The organism is Streptomyces longispororuber, assembly GCF_024448165.1.
Taxonomy (GTDB): domain Bacteria; phylum Actinomycetota; class Actinomycetes; order Streptomycetales; family Streptomycetaceae; genus Streptomyces; species Streptomyces longispororuber_A.
On record NZ_JAMOLN010000143.1, the window covers coordinates 1 to 21052 of the forward strand.

General features: G+C 71.4%; 23 protein-coding genes and 2 pseudogenes. 14 read left to right on the forward strand and 11 right to left on the reverse strand.

Annotated elements, in window-relative coordinates; genetic code table 11:
* Nucleotides 1-228 (reverse strand): annotated as a pseudogene (locus M4J07_RS32220) (electron transfer flavoprotein subunit beta); the annotation flags it as partial.
* 106 nt (nt 229-334) lie between these two features.
* On the opposite strand from M4J07_RS32220, the gene M4J07_RS32225 reads away from it, so the two are divergent.
* Both M4J07_RS32225 and M4J07_RS32230 read left to right on the forward strand, forming a co-directional pair.
* The gene (locus M4J07_RS32225; protein WP_255977574.1) at nt 335-1051 is read left to right on the forward strand and encodes a TetR family transcriptional regulator; all 717 of its coding nucleotides are present in this window, start codon (nt 335-337) and stop codon (nt 1049-1051) included.
* A gap of 130 nt (nt 1052-1181) precedes the next feature.
* Nucleotides 1182-1565 carry a Zn-ribbon domain-containing OB-fold protein gene (locus tag M4J07_RS32230; RefSeq protein ID WP_255977626.1) on the forward strand — a complete coding sequence of 128 codons (384 nt, stop codon included), beginning with the start codon at nt 1182-1184 and terminating at the stop codon, nt 1563-1565.
* A gap of 37 nt (nt 1566-1602) precedes the next feature.
* On the opposite strand, the gene M4J07_RS32235 is transcribed toward M4J07_RS32230, so the two are convergent.
* The gene (locus M4J07_RS32235) at nt 1603-2004 is read right to left on the reverse strand and encodes a nuclear transport factor 2 family protein (RefSeq protein ID WP_255977577.1); all 402 of its coding nucleotides are present in this window, start codon (nt 2002-2004) and stop codon (nt 1603-1605) included.
* 91 nt (nt 2005-2095) lie between these two features.
* Between M4J07_RS32235 and M4J07_RS32240 the strand changes: the two genes are divergently transcribed.
* Entirely contained in the window at nt 2096-2722 is a 627-nt protein-coding gene (locus tag M4J07_RS32240) for a PadR family transcriptional regulator (RefSeq protein ID WP_255977579.1), read from the forward strand.
* Here M4J07_RS32240 and M4J07_RS32245 read toward each other — a convergent pair.
* Together M4J07_RS32245 and M4J07_RS32250 are read right to left on the reverse strand one after the other, a co-directional pair.
* Nucleotides 2656-3348 (reverse strand): TetR/AcrR family transcriptional regulator, encoded by a 693-nt coding sequence (locus tag M4J07_RS32245; RefSeq protein ID WP_255977581.1) that lies wholly within the window; start codon nt 3346-3348, stop codon nt 2656-2658. The two genes, M4J07_RS32240 and M4J07_RS32245, sit on opposite strands and share 67 nt — an antisense overlap.
* A gap of 71 nt (nt 3349-3419) precedes the next feature.
* The gene (locus M4J07_RS32250) at nt 3420-4361 is read right to left on the reverse strand and encodes an alpha/beta fold hydrolase (RefSeq protein ID WP_255977583.1); all 942 of its coding nucleotides are present in this window, start codon (nt 4359-4361) and stop codon (nt 3420-3422) included.
* Between the two features lie 203 nt (nt 4362-4564).
* Between M4J07_RS32250 and M4J07_RS32255 the strand changes: the two genes are divergently transcribed.
* From M4J07_RS32255 to ligA, 6 genes are all read left to right on the forward strand, one after another.
* Entirely contained in the window at nt 4565-5377 is an 813-nt protein-coding gene (locus M4J07_RS32255; RefSeq protein WP_255977585.1) for an SDR family oxidoreductase, read from the forward strand.
* Complete coding sequence (locus tag M4J07_RS32260; RefSeq protein ID WP_255977587.1) at nt 5374-6015, forward strand: HAD family hydrolase; 642 nt, start codon at nt 5374-5376, stop codon at nt 6013-6015. Before M4J07_RS32255 ends, M4J07_RS32260 begins: the two co-directional genes overlap by 4 nt.
* 17 nt (nt 6016-6032) lie before the next feature.
* Entirely contained in the window at nt 6033-7265 is a 1233-nt protein-coding gene (locus tag M4J07_RS32265; protein WP_374215119.1) for an acyl-CoA dehydrogenase family protein, read from the forward strand.
* Nucleotides 7262-8011: an SDR family oxidoreductase gene (locus tag M4J07_RS32270; protein WP_255977589.1), complete on the forward strand. Its 750-nt coding sequence runs from the start codon at nt 7262-7264 to the stop codon at nt 8009-8011. Before M4J07_RS32265 ends, M4J07_RS32270 begins: the two co-directional genes overlap by 4 nt.
* 67 nt (nt 8012-8078) lie before the next feature.
* Nucleotides 8079-8438: a luciferase domain-containing protein gene (locus M4J07_RS32275; RefSeq protein WP_255977591.1), complete on the forward strand. Its 360-nt coding sequence runs from the start codon at nt 8079-8081 to the stop codon at nt 8436-8438.
* A gap of 60 nt (nt 8439-8498) precedes the next feature.
* On the forward strand, nt 8499-10583 hold the full coding sequence (gene ligA / locus M4J07_RS32280) for an NAD-dependent DNA ligase LigA (RefSeq protein ID WP_255977593.1): 2085 nt from the start codon (nt 8499-8501) through the stop codon (nt 10581-10583).
* A 20-nt stretch (nt 10584-10603) separates the two neighbouring features.
* On the opposite strand, the gene M4J07_RS32285 is transcribed toward ligA, so the two are convergent.
* Nucleotides 10604-12343 (reverse strand): cation:proton antiporter, encoded by a 1740-nt coding sequence (locus tag M4J07_RS32285; protein WP_255977595.1) that lies wholly within the window; start codon nt 12341-12343, stop codon nt 10604-10606.
* A gap of 219 nt (nt 12344-12562) precedes the next feature.
* Between M4J07_RS32285 and M4J07_RS32290 the strand changes: the two genes are divergently transcribed.
* Nucleotides 12563-12934: a helix-turn-helix domain-containing protein gene (locus M4J07_RS32290; protein ID WP_255977597.1), complete on the forward strand. Its 372-nt coding sequence runs from the start codon at nt 12563-12565 to the stop codon at nt 12932-12934.
* Between the two features lies 1 nt (nt 12935).
* Here M4J07_RS32290 and M4J07_RS32295 read toward each other — a convergent pair whose 3' ends face one another.
* Nucleotides 12936-13322 (reverse strand): DUF488 domain-containing protein, encoded by a 387-nt coding sequence (locus tag M4J07_RS32295; RefSeq protein WP_255977599.1) that lies wholly within the window; start codon nt 13320-13322, stop codon nt 12936-12938.
* Between the two features lie 94 nt (nt 13323-13416).
* Between M4J07_RS32295 and M4J07_RS32300 the strand changes: the two genes are divergently transcribed.
* Nucleotides 13417-15963 carry an ATP-dependent Clp protease ATP-binding subunit gene (locus M4J07_RS32300; protein WP_255977601.1) on the forward strand — a complete coding sequence of 849 codons (2547 nt, stop codon included), beginning with the start codon at nt 13417-13419 and terminating at the stop codon, nt 15961-15963.
* A gap of 61 nt (nt 15964-16024) precedes the next feature.
* Nucleotides 16025-16657: an HdeD family acid-resistance protein gene (locus tag M4J07_RS32305; protein ID WP_255977603.1), complete on the forward strand. Its 633-nt coding sequence runs from the start codon at nt 16025-16027 to the stop codon at nt 16655-16657.
* 4 nt (nt 16658-16661) lie between these two features.
* Here M4J07_RS32305 and M4J07_RS32310 read toward each other — a convergent pair whose 3' ends face one another.
* The 4 genes from M4J07_RS32310 to M4J07_RS32325 form a co-directional block, all read right to left on the reverse strand.
* Nucleotides 16662-17708, reverse strand: a complete 1047-nt coding sequence (locus tag M4J07_RS32310; RefSeq protein ID WP_374215121.1) for a hypothetical protein — start codon at nt 17706-17708, stop codon at nt 16662-16664.
* A 128-nt stretch (nt 17709-17836) separates the two neighbouring features.
* Nucleotides 17837-18331 carry a response regulator gene (locus M4J07_RS32315; RefSeq protein ID WP_255977605.1) on the reverse strand — a complete coding sequence of 165 codons (495 nt, stop codon included), beginning with the start codon at nt 18329-18331 and terminating at the stop codon, nt 17837-17839.
* Nucleotides 18332-18397: 66 nt separating this feature from the next.
* A complete protein-coding gene (locus M4J07_RS32320) occupies nt 18398-18556 on the reverse strand; it encodes a hypothetical protein (protein ID WP_255977607.1) in 159 nt (52 codons plus the stop codon).
* Nucleotides 18557-18722: 166 nt separating this feature from the next.
* A complete protein-coding gene (locus M4J07_RS32325; RefSeq protein WP_255977609.1) occupies nt 18723-19124 on the reverse strand; it encodes a VOC family protein in 402 nt (133 codons plus the stop codon).
* 165 nt (nt 19125-19289) lie between these two features.
* On the opposite strand from M4J07_RS32325, the pseudogene M4J07_RS32330 reads away from it, so the two are divergent.
* A pseudogene (locus M4J07_RS32330) lies at nt 19290-19700 on the forward strand (thiamine pyrophosphate-dependent enzyme); the annotation flags it as partial.
* A 16-nt stretch (nt 19701-19716) separates the two neighbouring features.
* Here M4J07_RS32330 and M4J07_RS32335 read toward each other — a convergent pair.
* On the reverse strand, nt 19717-20676 hold the full coding sequence (locus M4J07_RS32335) for a cation diffusion facilitator family transporter (protein WP_255977612.1): 960 nt from the start codon (nt 20674-20676) through the stop codon (nt 19717-19719).
* Between the two features lie 64 nt (nt 20677-20740).
* Here M4J07_RS32335 and M4J07_RS32340 point away from each other — a divergent pair, with 64 nt between their 5' ends.
* Entirely contained in the window at nt 20741-20911 is a 171-nt protein-coding gene (locus M4J07_RS32340) for a hydrophobic protein (protein WP_255977614.1), read from the forward strand.
* Nucleotides 20912-21052 lie beyond the last annotated feature (141 nt).

The window sequence follows — 21052 nt, forward strand, 5'->3', positions numbered from 1 at the left end:
CTTGCGCAGCGCGTCCTTCGCGTCCTCGGGACCCACCGTCAACACGGTGATCTCCACATCGTCATCCGAGTTCTCGGAAATCTGGAGCGCCTGCTCCACCGCGTACTCGTCCAGCTCCGACAGCAGACCGTCCACATCCTCACGATCCACGGTCAGGTCATCGGCGAAGTGCCGGTCGCCCGTCGCATCCGGCACGTACTTCACGGTGACAACGATCCTCAAGCTCACGCCGATCTCCTCGCTCTGGCGGTGGGTGAACCCACGATATGGCACTCAGTACCCTCAGTAAAGGTACGTAGTGCCAAACCGGTGTGCGCGGTGTTACGTTCCCGGCATGAGCGAGGCACGCGAGGTCAACGGGTCACAGAAGAAGGCGCCCATGCGGGAGGTGCTGGCCGAGGCGGCGTTCCAGCTGTACCTGGAGCGCGGTTTCGAGCGGACGACCGTGGACGACATCGTGGCGCGGGCCGGGGTCGGGCGGCGCTCGTTCTTCCGCTACTTCCCGTCCAAGGAGGACGCGGTCTTCCCGGACCACGAGAGCTGCCTGGCCGACATGACCGCGTTCCTCGACGCCGCGAGCGACGAGAGCGACGCCGTGGACGTGGTGTGCGACGCGGCCCGGCTGGTGCTGCGAATGTACGCGACGAACCCCGAATTCTCGGTCCAGCGCTACAAGTTGACGCGTGAGGTGCCGGGCCTGCGGACGTACGAGCTGTCCGTCGTGCGGCGCTACGAGCGCACCCTCGCCGGGTATCTGCGGCTGCGCTGGGCCGGTGCGGCGGACGGCGCGCTGCGCGCCGAGGTCGTCGCCGCCTCGGTGGTGGCCGCGCACAACAACGGGCTGCGGGCGTGGCTGCGGTCCGGTGGGGAGGGGGACGCCGAGGAGCCCGTCGACCACGCGCTCGGACTCGTACGGCAGGTGTGGGGCGAGACGGCCGCGCAGCCCGCGCCCGCCGCCTCGCCCGACGAGGTCGTCGTCATGGTCGCGCCCAAGGGCGCCCCCATGTGGCGCGTCATCCAGCAGGTGGAATCGGCCCTGCGCAAGGACTGAACAGCAGTAGAGGGTACTCGGTGTCTTTACCGCGCGGCACTGAGTGTCATACGCTGCGGAGGTGCCGAGGCCGCAGCCCGGCGCGCACCGGGCGAGCGCGGGAGGCCAGGCGATGTCGATGACGTGGGGGATGTCCGGGAGCGGGGCCGGAGCAGGGGTCATGGCGCCCGCGGACGCGGGATTCGCCTACCAGCGCTGCCGATGGTGCGGCACCGCGTCGTTCCGGCGCCTGCTGTGCCCGGTGTGCGCGTCGAGCGACCTGCGCACGGAGCACAGCGCGGGCCCCGGCGTCGTGGTCCAGTCCCGCGTCGTGCACCGCGGCACCGGAGTGGCGCGCAACGAGTCGCTCGTGCGGTTCCCCGAGGACTTCGTGGTGCCCTGCCGGATCGTCGGGACCGCCCCCCACATGGTGTGGGTGGGTGCCACCGTGCGGCTCGTGGGCGACAGCCGCGCCGACTCCGGCGAGGTCGTCTTCGAACTGGCGGACTTCGCCGGGGACGACGACCTGCGCTGAGCCGACGCGGCCCGGCGGCAAGCGGTGCGGACTCCGGTCAGGCGCCGCCGGCCTCCGCCGCCTCCCGCTCGATCCGGTCGAACTGGGCGCCCATCGCCGCGGCGAGCGCCTGCGCGGCCGACAGCGGCCTGACCATCACCATGAAGTCGTCGATCAGGCCGTCCTCGTCGAAGTGCAGGAAGTCGCAGCCGGTGATCTGCTTGTCGCCGACCCGGGCCTCGAAGACGAGCGCGTGGTCCCGCCCGCCGGGGTCGGCGATCTCCCGCACGTACCGGAAGTCCTCGAAGACCCGGACGACGCCGCGCAGGATCGCCGCCGTGATCGCCTTGCCGGGGTACGGCTTGAACACGACCGGGCTGGAGAAGACCACGTCCTCGGCCAGCAGCGCCTCCACCGCAGCCATGTCGCCCTTCTCCACTGCCGCACGGAACTGATGCATGCCCGCCACCTCGCCTTCGCCACGCCGCCCTGATAGGCAACTAATTGAATAGGTGCGGACGAGAGTAATCGCATCGCTGTAGGGTGTCCACATGTCTCTGAAGTACGCGGTCCTCGCCGCCCTGTTGGAGGGCGAGTCGTCCGGATACGACCTGGCGAAGATCTTCGACGTCTCCGTGTCGAACTTCTGGGCCGCGACGCCTCAGCAGCTCTACCGCGAGCTGGACCGACTGGCCGCCGACGGGCTGATCGACGCCCGCGTCGTCCCGCAGGAGCGCAGGCCCAACAAGCGGATGTTCACGCTGTCCGCGGCCGGCCGCGCGGATCTCGCCGCGTTCACGGAGCGACAGCCGAAGCCCACCGCGATGCGCGACGAGCTGATGGTGAAGGTGCAGGCCGTCGACGTCGGCGACCTCGACGCGGTGCGCGCGCACGTCGAGGAGCGGATGGCCTGGGCGCGCGGCAAGATGGCCCGCTACGAGCGGGTGCGCCGGCATCTGCTCGGCGGGCTCGGCGAGGAGGAGTTCCTCACCGACGGCGAGCGGATCGGCCCGTACCTGACGCTGATGGCCGGCATCTCCTTCGAGGAGGAGATGCTGGGCTGGGGACGGCGAGTGCTGGAGATCCTGGACCGCCGCGCCACCCGGGCGGATCAGCCGTCGAGCACGCCGGGAGCGTCCGGGGCCGCGGGGGTCCGGGGCGCCTCGGGCCTGAGCTGAAGCCCGTTCTCCCAGATCTTGTTGAGCGTCGTCACGAGCTTCTCGTACGGGATCCGCTGCCCGAGCACGAACACCAGGTAGGCCATGCGGCTCACCATCACGGACAGCGCGTGGGCCGTCACCAGCGGATCCAGGTCCGGGTCCGCCTGGCCCGACTCCTGGAGCGAGCGGATCAGCTTGGCGTTGCGCCGGGCGAACGCGTTGCCCCGCTCGATGCGCAGCTGCTTGAACTTCTCGTCGATCTGGGCGACTTGCTCGAACAGCGCCATCAGCCGGGCGTTCTTCTTGTAGGCGCGCAGGTACTCGCGGTTGGACGCGTCGATCATCTCGCGCGGGTCCGTGATCCCGGTGCGCTCGCGCAGGTGCGGGTGGAGCATTTCCTCCTGCACCTGCTCGACGAGCGCCTCGAAGATCTCTTCCTTGCTGTTGAAGTACGTGTAGAACGAGCCCGACGCCACGTGGGCGGCCTTGGAGATGTCGGTGATCCGGGCGTCGAGGTAGCCGTCGCGCTCGAAGACCTCGCGCGCGGCGACGACCAGTGCGTTGCGCGTCCTGACACCGCGGGCGCTGCGGGGTGTGATCGGTTGCTTCTGGCCGCCGTCAGCGGCCGGGGCCTGGGCAGCCAATGCGGTCCATCCACTGTCGTTCGAACGGGTACGAGCAACGCCTGCACTCACAGGCTGAGCTGCGGATGCTATCAGCCGAGCCCGGAGAGGAACTCCAGGAGAGCGGCGTTGACCTCCTGCGGACGCTCCTGCTGGATCCAGTGGCCGGCCCCGTCCAGGACGACCCGGCCCCGCAGGTCGGTGAGGACCCGCTCCATCTTGTCGTCCGGCATGAACCGGCCGACCGGATCCTTGGAGCCGGTGACGAACAGCGCCGGGCAGTCGATCGTCCGGTCCTGGAGGTGCTCCGTCAGGGCCCAGGTGCGGTCCATGTTGCGGTAGTAGTTGAGGCCGCCGGTGAAGCCCGTCGCCTCGAACGTCTCGACGTAGTGGGCGAGTTCCCCGTCGCCGAGCCAGCGCGGCGGCGCCAACTGCTCGTCCGGCCTCGCCGCCCACCGGGCCGAGTAGATCTCCCGCGTGACCAGGGTCCTGCGCACGTTCTGCGCGAGTGCCCGGTCGGCGACGCCCGGCTCCTGGAACCACACGATGTAGAAGTCGTCACCGAGCCGCTTGCGCATGATCGGCAGCGGCGGGGCGGGGGAGCGCGGCGTCACCGGCACGCTCATCCCGACGACGGCCCGCACCCGCTCCGGGTGCGCCCACGCCATGTGCCACACGACCGACGCGCCCCAGTCGTGACCGACGAACACCGCGTCCTCCGCGCCGACGGCGTCGAGCAGCCCGGCGAGGTCCGCGCACAGGGTCAGCGCGTCGTACGCCTCGGGGTCCGCGGGCCGTGAACTCCCGCCGTAGCCCCGCATGTCCGGAGCGATGACCCGGTAGCCCGCCGAGGCGAGCGCCAGGACCTGGTGGCGCCAGGAGAACGCCAGCTCGGGAAAGCCGTGGCAGAGCACGATCAGCGGCTTGTCCGAGTCCTGCGGGCCGTGCTCATGGACCCGCAGGGTGATGCCGTTGGCGGTGATGTCACGGGCCGCCACCTTCTCCCACTCCGCGCTCGGCAGCTGGTCGGTCATGTGCGAACTCCTTGGAATCGCCCTGACGGGGAGGGTGAACACCCGCTGGTCGCGGCCGTGTTCAGAGTGTTGAACCTGACGTTGGGTTCAAATATACGGAGGCGCGGCGCGGGCTCAAGGCCCGTGTGCGCGGATCTGGCCATTGAACCTGAACCCGGATTCAAGTACGTTGGAACGAGCCGAGCGAGGGAGTGGGCAAGGTCATGCGGATCAAGGACAGGGTCGCGATCGTCACCGGCGCGGCGGGCGGCATCGGCGCCGCCGTCGCCCAGCGCCTCCTCGAAGCGGGGGCCGGCGGGGTCCTGCTGACCGACCTGGACGCGGAGCGCCTCGACGCGACGGTCGAGCGGCTCGCCGGCGCACACGGGGAGCGGGTCGCGGGCCGGGCGGGCGACGCGGCCGACGCCGACGACCTGCGCGGGCTGATCGACGCGGCGCAGGAGCGGTTCGGACCCGTCGACCTCTACTTCGCCAACGCCGGGATCGGCGGCGGGGCCGGGCTCGACGCGAGCGAGGAGGAGTGGAGCCGCGCCCTCGACGTCAACGTCATGGCGCACGTGCGCGCCGCCAAGCTCCTCGTGCCCGGCTGGCTGGAGCGCGGCGAGGGCTACTTCTTCAGCACCGCGTCGGCGGCCGGCCTGCTCACCCAGATCGGCTCCGCGACGTACTCCGTCAGCAAACACGCCGCCGTCGCCTTCGCCGAATGGCTCTCGGTGACGTACGGCGACCGGGGCGTGCGGGTGAGCTGCCTGTGCCCGCAGGGCGTCGAGACCGAACTGCTGATGGCCGGCACCCGGTCCGCGGACCCCGTCGAGCAGGCCGCGGCCCGCGCCGTGCTGGACTCCGGCGAGCTGCTGCAGCCGCTGGACGTCGCCGACCGCGTCGTGGCGGCGGTCGGCGACGAGCCGTTCCTCGTCCTGCCGCACCCGCAGGTGCTCGACTTCTACCGCCGCAAGGGCAGCGACTACGACCGGTGGCTGCGCGGCATGCGCCGCTACCAGGAGGCAGTGCGATGACCACGGCCGACGGCGCGCGCGGCGCGGTGCTCTTCGACTTCGGCGGCGTGCTCACCACGAGCGTCGTCGCCGCGTTCGCGGAGCTGAGCCGGGAACTCGGCGGCGAGCCCGGACTGTTGCTGCGGATGCTGTCGAAGGACCCCGAGAGCAGCACCCTGCTCGTCGACCACGAGGAAGGGCGGATCGGGGAGCGGGAGTTCGAGGACGGACTCGCGCGCCGCCTGGGGGCGCACGGCGTGACCGCCGAGGGGCCGGGCCTGGTCGGCCGGCTGCAGGCCCGGTTGCGGCCCGACCCCGACATGGTCGCGCTCGTGGCGAAGGTGCGCGCCGACGGCCACCGCGTCGGCCTGCTCTCGAACTCCCTCGGCGACGACTGCTACGCGGGCTTCGACCTGCCCGCGATGTTCGACGCCGTCACCGTCTCCGGCGAGATCGGCGTGCGCAAGCCCTCGCGCCGCGCGTACGCCATCGCCTGCGAACGCCTGGGCGTGGCGCCCGGGGAGACCGTCATGGTGGACGACCTCGAACAGAACATCACGGCCGCGGCCCGGCTCGGCATCGCCGGGGTCGTGCACCGTGACGCCGTGACGACGGCACGCGAACTGGCAGCGCTGCTGGGCCCGTCGGGCCGGCTGTGAGACCGTACGAGACGACCGTGGGAGGACCCGTGTTCGACCTGTCCGACAGGGCCAAGGAGTATCAGGACAAGCTGCTCGCCTTCATGGACGAGCACATCTACCCCGCCGAGGCGGTGTACGCCGCGCAGATGGCCGAGTCCGGGGACGCGCACTTCCACCCGCCGGTCATCGAGGAGCTGAAGACCGAGGCGAAGAAGCGCGGCCTGTGGAACCTCTTCCACCCGCACCCCGCATGGGGCCCGGGCCTGACCAACCTGGAGTACGCGCCGCTCGCCGAGATCATGGGCCGCAGCGCCCACCTGGCCCCCGAGGCCACGAACTGCAACGCGCCCGACACCGGCAACATGGAGGTCCTCACCCTCTTCGGCACCGAGGAGCACAAGGAGAAGTGGCTCAAGCCGCTGCTCGACGGTGAGATCGCCTCCGCGTTCGCCATGACCGAGCCCGCCGTGGCCAGCTCGGACGCGAGCAACATCCAGCTGCGCATGGTGGCCGACGGCGACGACTACGTCCTCAACGGCCGCAAGTGGTGGACGTCGAACGCCCTGCACCCGCACTGCAAGGTGCTCATCGTCATGGGCAAGACCGACCCGGACGGCCCCGCCTTCCGCCAGCAGTCGATGATGGTCGTCCCCCTCGACACGCCCGGCGTCACCATCCTGCGCGGCCTGCCCGTCTTCGGCTACCAGGACCGCGAGGGCCACGCCGAGGTGCTCTTCGAGAACGTACGGGTGCCGCGCACCGCCCTGCTCGCGGGCGAGGGCGACGGCTTCATGATCAGCCAGGCGCGGCTCGGGCCCGGCCGTATCCACCACTGCATGCGCTCCATCGGCATGGCCGAGCGCGCCCTGGACCTGATGATCGACCGGGCGCAGTCCCGGACGACCTTCGGCGCCCCGGTCGCCGACCGGGCCAACATCCAGGACTGGATCGCCGAGGCCCGCATCGAGATCGACATGGCCCGCCTCCTCACCCTGAAGGCGGCCCACCTGATGGACACCGTCGGCAACAAGCAGGCCCGCACCGAGATCGCCGCCATCAAGGTCGCGGCCCCCGAGGTCGCGCTCAAGGTCGTCGACCGCGCCATCCAGGTGCACGGCGGCGCGGGCGTGAGCGACGACTTCCCGCTGGCGAGCATGTACGCCCACCTGCGCACGCTGCGCCTCGCGGACGGCCCCGACGAGGTGCACAAGCGGACCATCGCCCGGCGCGAGCTGCGCCGCCGCGAGACCGAGCGGGGTGAGCGGTGACGTCCCTGGAAGGGAAGGTCGCGGTGGTGACCGGCGCGTCGCGGGGCATCGGCCTCGCGGCGGCCGCCGCCCTGCGCGACCGGGGTGCCCAGGTGGTCGTGACGTCCCGCAGCGAGGACCGCGCCAAGGAGGCGGCCCGCGAACTGGGCGAGGGCGTCGTCGGGTTCGGGGCGCACGCCACCGACGAGGACGCCGCCCGCGCCTGTGTCGACTTCACCGTCGAGACCTACGGGCGGCTCGACGTCCTCGTCAACAACGCGGGCACGAACCCCGCGTACGGGCCGGTTGTCGAGCAGGACCACGCCCGCTTCGCCAAGACCATGGACGTCAATCTGTGGGCGCCGATCCTGTGGACGTCGCTCGCGGTGAAGGCGTGGATGGGCGAGCACGGCGGCGCGATCGTCAACACGGCGTCGATCGGCGGGCTCTCGGTCGCGAAGGACGTCGGGATCTACCACGTCTCGAAGGCCGCCCTGATCCATCTGACCAAGCAACTCGCCCTGGAACTCGGCCCGTCGGTCCGGGTCAACGCCATCGCCCCCGGCATCGTCCGCACCCGCATGGCCGAGGCGCTCTGGCAGGAGAACGAGACCCGCGTCGCCGAGGCCACGCCGCTGGGCCGGATCGGGGAACCGCAGGACATCGGCGCGGCCGTCGCTTTCCTCGCCGGGGACGGCGCCCGCTGGATCACCGGCGAGACCCTCGTCATCGACGGCGGTCAGCTCCTCGGGTCCGGACCGCTGTAGGAAGTCGCGCGGACGCGGGGGTGGATGGGGGTTTTCCATCAGGTAAAGGGTGCGCGAGGATGGGAGTATGACCGCGGCCCAGCGCGCCATGACCGAACTCGGGACATGGCCGAACCTGGTAAGTGGCCCGCCCCGGTGCTCGGTTGGGCACGCGTTCGGTGCGGCGGGCCACGAACTCGTCCATTTCCACGCCGACGACTCCGCCGATCTGTACCTGACCTCCTCGGCGGTGCAGCGGCTCCTTCCGCAACTGCGTCACAACACCGCGATCCGGGTCCGGCCGGGCGACTCCTGGATCACCGTGCTCCTGGAGTGCGACACCGACGTGCACCTGCTGCTGAGCCTGGTGAGCGTCGCGCTCAAGGAGCACGACGCGCACGCCTGCCCCTCGCGGCCCTGCGACTGGGAGCGTCCGAAGGCGTCGTAGCCCCGGCGGGCCGGGCGCCGTCAGCGGCCATTGTCAGTGGTGGCAGGCAGGATGAAGGGCATGACGACGACTTCTGCCGTGCCCGCCGTGCTGCCCGACGCCACTGCCTATGCCCAGGCGGTCCAGGAGGCGACGCGCGCTGCCGCCGCCTACTACGAGGGCGGTACCTCCGCGCTCGACGACGACGCCTACGACCGTCTCGTGCGGGCGATCACCGCGTACGAGACGGAGCATCCGGACGAGGTGCTGCCCGACTCGCCGTCGGGGAAGGTCGCGGGCGGCGCGATCGAGGGCGACGTGCCGCACACGGCGCCCATGCTCAGCCTGGACAACGTGTTCTCGGACGAGGAGTTCGCCACCTGGGCCGCCGCCGTGGAGCGCCGGATCGGCCGTGAGGTCGCGTGCTGGAACGTTCAGCCCAAGCTGGACGGCCTGGCGATCGCCGCCCGCTACGAGCACGGCAGGCTCACCCGGCTCGTCACCCGCGGCGACGGGACGGCGGGCGAGGACGTCTCGCACGCCATCGGCACCATCGAGGGCCTCCCCGGTGAACTCGCGGAGCCGGCCACGCTCGAAGTGCGCGGCGAAGTGCTCATGACCACCGCGCAGTTCGAGTACGCCAACGAGGTGCGCACCGAGCACGGCGGCGCCCCCTTCGCCAACCCGCGCAACGCGGCGGCCGGCACGCTGCGCGCCAAGGACCGCGCGTACACCGTGCCGATGACCTTCTTCGGCTACGGACTGCTGCCGCTGCCCGGCACCGCCGAGCAGGACGCCACCGAGCTGACCGAGGCCGCCCACGGCGCGCTCATGGACCGCGCCGCCGCGCTCGGCATCGGCACCCCCGCGCGCACCGAGGTGCCCGGTGTCGTCGTCGGCACGGTCGAGGAGGTCGTCGCCCGGGTGCGGGAGATCGCCGCGCTGCGGGCCGAGCTGCCGTTCGGGATCGACGGCATCGTCGTCAAGGCCGATCTCGCCGCCGACCAGCGCAGCGCCGGATCGGGCACGCGGGCGCCGCGCTGGGCGGTCGCCTTCAAACTGCCCGCCGTCGAGAAGATCACCAAGCTGCTCGACGTCGAGTGGAACGTGGGCCGTACCGGCATCATCGCCCCGCGCGCCGTCCTCGAACCGGTCGAGATCGACGGCTCCACCGTCACGTACGCGACGCTGCACAACCCGGCCGACATCACCCGCCGCGACCTGCGCATCGGCGACCACGTCATGGTCTACAAGGCGGGCGACATCATCCCTCGCATCGAGGCCCCCGTGGCGCACCTGCGCACCGGTGACGAGCGCGAGATCACCTTCCCGACCGAGTGCCCGCAGTGCGGCTCAGGCATCGACACCAGCGAGCAGCGCTGGCGGTGCGAGCGGGGCCGCAACTGCCACCTGGTCGCCTCCGTCGCCTACGCGGCGGGCCGCGACCAGCTCGACATCGAAGGGCTCGGACACTCCCGGGTCGTCCAGCTCGTGGAGGCCGGACTCGTCACCGCGCTGCCCGACCTGTTCGACCGGCTGACCCGCGAGCAGCTGCTCGGCCTCGACCGCATGGGCGAGACCAGCACCGACAACCTCCTGGCGGCGCTCGACGCGGCGAAGAACCAGCCGCTCTCCCGCGTCCTGTGCGCCCTCGGCGTCCGCGGCACCGGCCGCTCGATGTCCCGGCGCATCGCCCGCCACTTCGCCACCATGGACGGGATCAGAGCCGCGGACGCCGAGGCCATGCAGCGCGTGGAGGGGATCGGCGCGGAGAAGGCCCCGGTCATCGTCGCCGAACTCGCGGAGCTCGCCGAGCAGATCGACCGGCTCGCGGCGGCCGGCCTCATGATGACCGAGCCCGGTGCGACCCCGCCCGCCGAGGAGACGGCGGACGAGGCGGACACGGCGGCCGCGGGGCCGCTCGCCGGGATGAAGGTCGTGGTGACCGGCGCGATGACCGGCCCGCTGGAGAAGCTCTCCCGCAACGAGATGAACGAGCTCATCGAGCGGGCCGGCGGCAAGGCGTCCGGCAGCGTCTCGAAGAACACCAGCCTGGTGGTCGCCGGCGAGGGCGCGGGATCCAAGCGCGCCAAGGCCGAGGACCTCGGCATCCGACTGGCCACACCGGACGAGTTCGCGGCGATGGTGGCGGACCTGCTCGGCTGAGCGGCTCCGCGGGACAGGCCCTATTCCTCGAAGCGGTCGCCGAGTTGCTGCAGGCGGGCCTCCTCCAGGTCGAGGACGTGCTGGGCGCCGCTGAGAGCGCGCGAGCTGTACGTGCCGTGGGTGCGTGCGGCGAGCAGGGCCTCGCGCTCCGCGGAGATCACCTGGAGGCGCAGCCGCAGGTACTGGGCGCGCTCCGCCACGAGGGCGTCGTGGTCCGGTGCGGGCGGCTGCTCGTCCGCGTCGGGGTCGGCGTTCGCGGGGCGGATCAGACTGTCCGCGCGGACGTGGTCGGCCAGTTCGGGTGCGGCCGAGCCGTCGGCCACCGCCGCGTCGAGGGAGTCGTGGGCCGCCGCGGACATCTCCGTGATCAGCTGCCCGTACTCCGTGTGCAGCCGCCGCGGGTCGTCGCCGGGGATCCGTACGGTCCGGATCACGGCAGGCAGGGAGAGCCCTTGCAGAAGCAGCGTGGTCACGGCGACGACGAACGCGATCAGGATCAGCTGCGCCCGGTACGGGGTGTCTTCGGGCAGGGTCTGCGCCGCGGCCACCGTGATCGCGCCGCGCATCCCCGACCAGGCGAGGACCACCCCGCCCTGCCAGCCCAGCGTCTCCGTGAGCCGGAAGTCGATGTCGGCGCTCGTCCGGCGCACGCGGTGCTCGATCCGGGCCCGCTTGCGCGGACCGAAGCGCTCGGCCAGATCGAAGGTGTCGAGCCGCTCCTGCCACCGCTCCATCATCGGCTTCGCCGCGGCGGCCCGCCGTTCGTCGCGGCGCAGCATGGCCACGAGCGGCACCACGAAGACCATCCGCACGACGATGACGAGGGCCGTCACGGCCAGCCCGTAGAGGATGACCCGGCCCGCGCCGAGTCCGTTCTCGTGCGCGTGCACCTCGTCGACGAGCGTCTTCAGGCCGAGGCCCATCAGCAGGAAGATCGCGCTCTCCAGGAGGAAGGCGAGCGTCCGCCAGTTCATGGCCTCGCCGAGCCGGTCCTGGGCCCGCAGCAGCCTTGGACTCTGATGTCCCGTCACCACACCGGTCACGACGACCGCGAGCACGCCCGACGCGTCGAACTCCTCGGCGGGCACGTACGCGACGAACGGCACCACGAAGGAGATCGCCGTGTTGAGGACGGTGTCGTTGAGCAGCGCCCGCACGCGGACGTTGACCACACCGACGACCAGGCCGACCGCGACCGCGATCACCACGGAGAACACGAAGTCCCCGGCCACCCCCCACAGCGACACGGCGCCCGCCATCGCGGCGACCGCCGAGCGCAGCAGCACCAGCGCGGACGCGTCGTTGACCAGGCCCTCACCCTCCAGCAGCGTCAGCAGCCGCGAGGGCAGGCCGAGTTTGCGGCCCACCGACGTCGCCGCGACCGCGTCCGTCGGGCTGACCACCGCGCCCAGCGCGAACGCGGCCGGCCACCCGATGTCCGGCATCAGCAGGTGCACCAGCCAGCCCGCACCCAGCGTGGACACGGCGACGAGCAGCACCGCGAGCCCGCCGATCGCCTTGATGTCGCGGCGGAAGTCCTGCGCGGGCATATTGACGGCGGACGAGTAGAGGAGGGGCGGCAGCACCCCGGCGAGCACCCACTCCGGTTCCACCTCCACCACCGGCACGCCCGGCACGAAACTCAGCGCGATCCCCACCACGACCAGGCTCAGTGGCGCGGCCAGCCCCAGACGCTGGGAGAACGCGGCGACGGCGACGACGCTCGCGACACCGACGACAGCGATCAGAGTCACTTCCATGGCAGCCTCGCGGCGCCCCGTGCAGTCTTGTGCATGCGGCAATTCTGAACGCCCGGGAGCCGGCCAGGACGCGAGGCGAGGCCGACATGCGCAGGATCGTCCTGCGCAACGGCGTCGTGCCGCTGCGCCACGAACGCAGCGAGGAGGGGGACGGCGCCGCGGATATCGCCCTCGGCGAAGCCCGCCCGGACCCCGGCCGGACGCCCTTACGCTGGGCCGATGAGCAACCACGAGACCCCCAGGACCCGTTCGCTGCCCGCCCAGGAGCCGCTGTGGCGGCACGTCGTCGGTGACGTGCTGCGCCGCCGTCGACGCGCCCAGGGGCGCACGCTGCAGGACGTGGCCGACGTCGCCGGGATCTCGATGCCCTATCTGTCGGAGGTGGAGCGCGGCCGCAAGGAGGCGTCGTCGGAGATGCTCGCCGCCGCGGCCGGCGCCCTCGGGCTCGGCCTGGTCGACGTACTGACGCTGGCCCAGGCCGAGTTGACACGCGCGACCCCGGTGCGCAGGACCGTCTCCGTCACGGCGGTCGTCGGCGTGCGGGGGACGAGCGCGGCGCAGGGGCGCGGCACGGTCTGCCTGGCGGCCTGAGCTACGCCTCTTCGAGGTGGCGCACGAGCACGGGGACGTGGCTGTGCTCGATGTCCTTCACCGACGTGACCAGGGTGACGGTGCCCCGCCCTGCCAGCTCGCGCACGTGGTCCACGAGGTCGGCGCGGACCGGCTCCGTCAGTTCGGCGCGATAGCGCTCGGCGAAGGCGTCGTACCGGCCGTCCCGGTCCTCGTGGTACCAGGAGCGCAGCTCCTTCGACGGCGCGATGTCCTTGAGCCACTCGTCGACGTGCGCCCGTTCCTTGGAGACGCCGCGCGGCCACAGCCGGTCGACCAGCAGACGGGTGCCGTCGGCGGGGGCGGCCGGGTCGTAGACGCGGCGTACCGGGAACGGGCCGGGCTTGGGGGAGCGAGCGTTTGCGGTCATGGGCTCATTGTGCTGCTTCCTCCCGCTTTGCGTACCCCGGGAGGTGTTGCTTCAGTGAAGGGGTTGCCGTGACGTCCTACCGGGAGACCCCGCCATGTCGATGTCCTTCGGATCCCCCTTCGACTCGCCCGACCCCTTCGGGGAACTCCTCAACCGGTTCTTCGGCATGTCGCCGGGATCCGCGCCGCCGCAGGTGCAGCGCGTGCCCATCGGCCGGCTGCTCACCGACTCGGCGCGCGAACTCATCGGCCGGGCCACCAACAGGGCGGCGGAGGAAGGCAGTTCGGACCTGGACACCGAGCACCTGCTGTGGGCGGCGACCCAGGTCGACCCGGCCCGCACCCTGCTGGCGCAGGCCGGCGTCGAGCCCGACGCGCTCGCGGCGACCATCGCCAGGATCCTTCCCGGCGAGAGCGGCGAACCCTCCGCGCAGCCCGGACTCACCCCGGCCGCCAAGCGCACGCTCACCGCGGCGCACGCCCGCTCCCAGGCCGCCGGCGTCTCGTACATCGGCCCGGAGCACATCCTCGGCGCCCTGCTGGACGATCCCGACTCCGGCGCGGGGCGGCTGCTGCGGGCGCAGGGCATCGGCGTCGACCAGGTGCGCGGGGCCACGGACTCGGCGGCCCGCGCCGACGGGGTGCCCGCCTCGTCCGGCACGGGCGGCAGTGCGACCCCCACCCTGGACGAGTACGGCCGCGACCTCACCGAGGACGCGAAGGCCGGAAAGCTCGACCCGGTCGTCGGCCGGGCCGAGGAGATCGAGCAGACCGTGGAGATCCTCTCCCGGCGCTCCAAGAACAACCCCGTGCTGATCGGCGAGCCCGGCGTCGGCAAGACCGCCATCGTCGAGGGGCTCGCGCAGCGCATCGTGGCGGGCGAGGTGCCCGACACCCTCAAGGACAAGCGGGTCGTCGCGCTCGACCTGTCCGGCATGGTGGCCGGGGCGCAGTACCGCGGCCAGTTCGAGGAGCGGCTGAAGAAGGTCATCGAGGACGTCCAGGCGGCGGGCGGCGACGTCATCCTGTTCATCGACGAGCTGCACACCGTCGTCGGGGCGGGCGCCAGTGGCGAGGGCGCCATGGACGCGGGCAACATGCTCAAGCCCGCCCTGGCCCGCGGCGACCTGCACGTCGTCGGCGCCACCACCATCGACGAGTACCGCAAGTACGTGGAGAAGGACCCGGCCCTGGAGCGGCGCTTCCAGCCGGTGAACATCCCCGAGCCGTCCGTCGCGGAGACCGTGCAGATCCTCGAGGGGCTCCGCGACGCGTACGAGGCGCACCACCAGGTCAGGTTCGGCGACGGGGCCCTGACGGCGGCGGCCGAGCTGTCCGACCGCTACATCAGCGACCGGTTCCTGCCCGACAAGGCCATCGACGTGATGGACCAGGCGGGCGCCCGGGTCCGGCTGCGCAGCTCCGGCCGCTCCACCGAGGTCGTCAGCCGCGAGGACCGCATCGCCAAGCTGCGCCGCGAGAAGGACCAGGCCGTCGCCGCCGAGGACTTCGAGCGGGCGTCCGAGCTGAAGCAGCGGATCGGCGAGGCGGAGGGCGAGCTCGCCGGGATCGAGGAGCGCCGCGAGGGCGTCGTCGAGGTGACCGCGTCCGACATCGCCGACGTCGTCTCGCGCCGCACCGGCATCCCCGTCTCGCAGCTCACCGCCACCGAGAAGGAGAAGCTCCTCAAGCTGGAGGACGCCCTGCACTCCCGGGTCGTCGGCCAGGACGAGGCCGTCACCGCGGTCTCCGAGGCGGTCCGCCGCAACCGCGCGGGGATGGGCGACCCGAACCGGCCCGTCGGCTCCTTCCTGTTCCTCGGCCCGACCGGCGTCGGCAAGACCGAACTGGCCAAGGCGCTCGCGGAGTTGCTGTTCGGCGACGAGAACCGCATGGTCCGGTTCGACATGAGCGAGTTCCAGGAGAAGCACACGGTCTCCCGGCTCGTCGGCGCGCCGCCCGGATACGTGGGCCACGAGGAGGCCGGCCAGCTCACCGAGAAGGTCCGCCGCCAGCCGTACAGCGTGCTGCTCTTCGACGAGGTGGAGAAGGCGCACCCGGACGTCTTCAACACGCTGCTCCAGGTCCTCGACGACGGCCGGCTCACCGACTCCCAGGGCCGCACCGTCGACTTCCGCAACTGCGTGGTCATCATGACGTCGAACATCGGGGCGCAGCGGATCCTCGCGCACCAGGGCGATGTCTCCGAGATCAAGGACGATCTCATGCAGGACCTGCGGGGGCGTTTCCTGCCCGAGTTCCTCAACCGGATCGACGAGATCATCATCTTCCACGGGCTCACCCAGGACGACCTCGGCGAGATCGTCGACCACCTCCTCGACCGGAGCAAGCGGCGCGTCCATGGGCAGGGCATCACGCTGGAGGTCACCGACGCCGCGAAGAAGCTCCTCGTCGCGCACGGGCATCAGCCGGAGTTCGGCGCGCGCCCGCTGCGCCGCACGATCCAGACCGAACTCGACAACCGGCTGGCGTCGCTGCTGCTCGCGGGGGACGCCGAACCGGGCGACACGATCGTGGCCGACGTGCAGGACGACGCACTGGTCTGCACGGTGCGGCACAAGAAGCCGGAGCCGGGGCCGGAGCAGGATCAGGCGCAGGAGCCGGCCGGCGACGCCTCCTGACGTCACCCGTCCGGCCCAGTCCGGATGGCGGGCGTCCGGTGCCCCGGCGAACAGTCGGAGCATGACCCAAGCACCGTACGATCCGCAGCACCGGGCCGAGCCGACCGGTCGGGACGAGCCGCCCCGCACCCCTGAGGGCCCGCTCGGCAGACTCGCCAGTGCCGCCTGGCAGGCGGTTCTGCTCGCGGGCTGCGCCGCGCTGATCCTCGGGGTGCTCGTCCTCGTGTGGCCGGGCGCCTCGTTGTGGGCGGCGGGCGTCCTCTTCGGCGTCTACCTCGTCGTCAGCGGCGTCTTTCAGCTCGTCACCGCGTTCGGCACCCATGTGACGACCGGGCTGCGCGTGATGGCGTTCATCAGCGGTGCGGTCTCGATCCTGCTGGGCCTGTTCTGCTTCCGCGGCGCGACGCAGTCGATCCTGCTGCTCGCCCTGTGGATCGGCATCGGCTGGCTGTTCCGCGGCATCACGCAGACGGTTGCGGCGATCTCCGACCCGGGCATGCCCGTCAGGGGCTGGCAGATCTTCCTCGGCGTGATCAGCGCCTTCGCCGGGATCGTGCTGATCGTCTCGCCCTTCGAGTCGGTCGCCGTGCTCACCCTGGTCGGCGGCTGCTGGCTGGTGGCGATGGGCGTCGTGGAGATCGTCGAGGCGTTCATGATCCGGAGGCGGGCCAAGACCATCCCGCACGGGGTCTGATCCCTTACGCGACGGCCTGCTCCGCCTCCTCGTCCGCCTCCGCGGTCAGCTCGGCCTCGCTCCTCGCCGGGGCGGCGGGAGCCGTCAGGGCCCGCTCCTGCCGGCTCTCGGCGAGCTTCGCGACACCGATGACCACCAGACCGGCCGCGAGCCAGGCCACCAGGGTCCAGACGTTGCGGGCCAGGTCGTAGCTGTCGAAGTACAGCAGGCTGCGGGCGCCCTCGACGTAGCCGGCGCCGTTCCAGAAGCCGTGCAGCGCGGCGAAGAAGCCGTTCTGCACGTCCGGCCGGAAGATGCCGCCCGAGCTGGTGAAGTTCAGCATCACGAACAGCACCATGACGCCGAGCGTCGTCCACTTCTTCAGGAACGTGTGCAGTCCGACGCCGATGAAGAGGATGCCGGCCGAGTACAGCCAGGTCATCGCCCACAGGCCCCACAGGTGCTGGTGCGCCAGGTGGAAGACGGGGCCGGCGAACGCGGCGCCGATCAGGCTGACCACACCGGAGGCGGCGACCACGAGGAGGGCGCGGGTGCGCATCCGCAGCACCGCGCCGGCGCCGCCGATCACGGCCACCGACGCGTACGAGCCGATGCTGACCGCGACGAGCAGGAAGAACAGGCCCTGGCCCGTCGGGTCGTCGTCGACGGTCGGTGCCACGTCCGTGACGGTCAGCGGCAGGCCCTGCCGGGCCGCCACCGGCGTGAAGACCTTCTCGACGACGGAGACCGTGGTGTCCGACCCCGCGCCGGCCACGATGAGCTCGGGCGCCTTGCCACCGAGGACGTAGGCGCCGTCGATGTCGCGCGTCATGAGCCGGTCGATCGCGGCCGACCGGTCGTCGAGGGTGCGGACGTCGAGCTTGTCGCCCGCCCGGTCCTTCACGGTCTGTGCGAAGACCTTGGCCTGCGGGCCGGAGCCCACGACGGCGACCGGCATGTGGTGCGGCTCGGGCGAGGAGAAGGCGCCCAGGTAGGCCAGGCCCATGCCGACGCACATCAGGATCGGGGTGAGCATCATCGTGAGTACGTGACGCAGCGCCGGATTGCGCACGGCGGGCATGAGCGGAACCTCCACGGGTTGGCTTATACAACTCTTAACCAGGTTGTACTCTACAACCATGACGGAGGCGTGCGGTCCGGATCGGCTGTGACCATGGCCACCAGGGATCGAGGAAGAGGTCAGGCGGGCCGAGGGAGCGGGTGGTCCCCGACGGCCGGCGGCGGGGCGGAGTGCTCCTCCCTGCCGTTCTCGTACGCACGGAGCTGCTCGCGCAGTGCGCGCAGGCGCAGGCTCGTCTCGTACAGATAGCGGACCTTCGTCCGCATCACCCACGGCTCGACCGGCTTGACGACGTAGTCGGCGACGCCCAGCTCGAAGGCCTTCAGAGCGAGCGCGGAGTCCTGGCCCGCGCCGGTGATGAGCATGATCGGGATGTCCTGCGTCTGTTCCAGGCGTGCCATGTAGTGGGCCACCTCGAAGCCGCTGACGTCGGGCATCAGGACGTCGAGCAGGACCAGCGCGACGCCGCCGCGCAGGACCGCCTTGAGCGCGTCGTCGCCGGACGACGCGCGATCCACCGGATACCCCAGCGGAGCCAGGGCGCTCTCCATCGCGAAGAGCGTGTCGTCGCGGTCGTCGACGACGAGGATCTTGGGCCGTGCAGCGGTGGGCATTGCCAAACGCCTCCCCTCGTCGGCACCGACAGCATATGCCGGAACGAGGGGGACGGAAGGGGGCGCTCAGTCCTCGCCGCGGACCAGATTCCAGTCCGGATCACGGTCGTTGACGGGCGCGGCGGGTTCTCGTCGGTCGCGGCGCGCCGGGCGGCAGGTGCGGATCCGGCCCTTGACCTCGCGCTTGGTCTCGGCCGGATGGGGAGCGCGCGTCGTGGAGTTCATGATCTGTCCTTTCTGTGGCCGGATTCGATCGGATAGGGCCGGTAGACGCATTTCCGGACAGCCTTTTGGGTGTCACGCGTGTTCGTATACGTGCGGAAGTGGTCGCACGGGACGAACTTTGTTTCTGGGAAAGCTCGTCGGCCATTCGTCGGCCACTTGTTGGCCGTCAGTTCGTCTTCGGCGCGGGCTGCTTCGCGCAGTGCACCGCGAACGGATGCCCGGCCGGATCCGCGTACAGCCGCGTCTCGTTGGGGCCGCGTGCGCCACGGGTCTCCAGGGGCCGTGCGCCCAGGCCGATGATCTGGCGCTCCACCTCGTCCAGGTCGTCCCGGGCCACGAGGAAGTCCAGATGGGCCTGTTGGGAGTCGTCCGGGCGCGGCCAGCTGGCCGGTGCGGCGTTCAGATCGCGGCGGAAGGACATCCGGGTGCCCTGGCCGCCGATGACGTCGATCCGGTTGCTGCCGGGCGACGAAGTGATCTCCCCGTCGAGCAGCGTCCGGTAGAACTCGGCCAGTTCCTCCGGCTCCGCGCAGTCCAGCACCAGCACTCCCGCCTGCACCAGGCCCATGGCCCCTCCCTCGTGTCGACCGGTCCGCCGTGCTGCCGCGAGTACCCCGCGCGGGCCGCGCCAACCGGGTTTCCCGGGCCCGTGGCTGGTCACCCGGCTGCCGGCAGCCCCATCGACCGGAAGGGTCCCGGCATGAGCACCAAGGTCGCCGATCGCATCACCAGGCGCGGCTCCCTGTCCGGCACCCTCGCCACCATGGGCTGCGGCGTCCCCTACGCGATCGGCACCAAGTACGCGCACCCCGACCGCCCGGTCGTCGCGCTGGTCGGCGACGGCGCCATGCAGAGGAACGGCCTCGCCGAACTCATCACGGCCGCCGCGTACCGGCACCGCTGGACCGACCCGCGGCTCGTCGTCGGCGTGCTCGACAACCGCGACCTGAACCAGGTGACCTGGGAACTGCGGGCGATGGGCGGATCCCCTTCGTTCCTGCCGTCGCAGGAGCTCCCGGACGTCGACCACGCGGCGTTCGCCCGGCAACTGGGACTCAAGGGGGACCCGCAGCGCACGGACCTCGTCAAGCAGGGGTTCAAGGCGAAGGCCCAGGAGTTCCTGCCGGGCCGCAAGCACGGCTGAGCGCCGCGGACCCGGGTCAGGCGGGGCGCTCGTCCCGTACCCGCCGCGGCGCCTCCACCACGTCGAGGAACACCTGGTCGGCCTCCGGCCAGCGCTCCCGCACGGCCCGCTTGATGCGCTCGCTCACCAGCTCCAGACGCTCGCTGTCGATGCCGGGGACGAGGTCGACACGGGCCGCCACGAGCGTCGAGTGCAGCCCCAGGCGCATCGTGTGCAGCGCCGCCAGGTAGTCGATCTCCGGCTGGGACGTGAGCAGTTCACGGATGCCGCGGTGCAGCTCGGGGTCAGCGGCCTCGCCGATCAGCTGGTCGCGGGCGCTGCGGCCCAGGCTGAAGGCGACGTACACCAGCAGCAGCCCGATCGTCAGCGACGCCGCCGCCTCCCAGACGATGTCACCGGTCGCCATGTGCGCCACCATGCCGCCCGCGGCGAGGAGCACCCCGATCACCGCCGTGCCGTCCTCGGCGACGACCGTGCGCAGCGCCGGGTCCGCGCCGATGCCCTCACCGGGCTGGGCGCGGACCTGGTGGAGGGCACGGGCCAGCGAGCTGCCCTCGGCGAGCAGCGCCACCCCGAGGACCGCGAGCCCGGCGACGTACCCCGTGCGCGACTCCTCCCCGCCTCCCTGCGTCAGCGCCTCGAACCCCTGGAAGAACGAGAAGCAGCCGCCCATCACGAAGATGCCCACGGCGGCGAGCAGCGACCAGAAGAAGCGCTCCTTGCCGTACCCGAAGGGGTGCCTGCGGTCCGCGGGCTTGCGGCTGCGGCGCAGCGCCGCGAGCAGGAACACCTCGTTGAGGCTGTCGGCCACCGAATGCGCCGCCTCGGAAAGGAGCGCGGGCGAGCCGGCGAACAGTCCGCCGACGGCCTTCGCCACGGCGATGAGCAGATTGGCGGCGAGCGCCACCAGAACGGTGAGCCGGGTCTTCCGGTCCTCGGACGGGCCCGGCCGGTTGTTCTCGGAATTATCGGTCACGTCTTCAACTCACGGTGTATGAAAGGCAATGACGGGAACTCGGTGCGCCGAGGAGGTATTCACCGTGATTGCTGTCCTGTTGGTTCTCCTGCTCGCGCTGATTCTTTTCGGCGCGGGATTCGCCGTGAAACTGCTGTGGTGGGTGGCGCTGGCCGTGCTGGTCGTGTGGCTGCTCGGATTCCTGATGCGCGGTACCACGGCGAGTGGATCGAGGTCGCGTTGGTACCGGTGGTGAGTAACCGGGCCCCGATGCCGTAAACCCTCGCGGGAATGTCGTCCAGACGGTGCGGGCGGGGTTTTCCGTCCGGGCTCCGGGATACCCGACAGGCCCTGGACCGCCCGCACCGTCCCTGGAGGAGCGCATGGCCGAGTACGG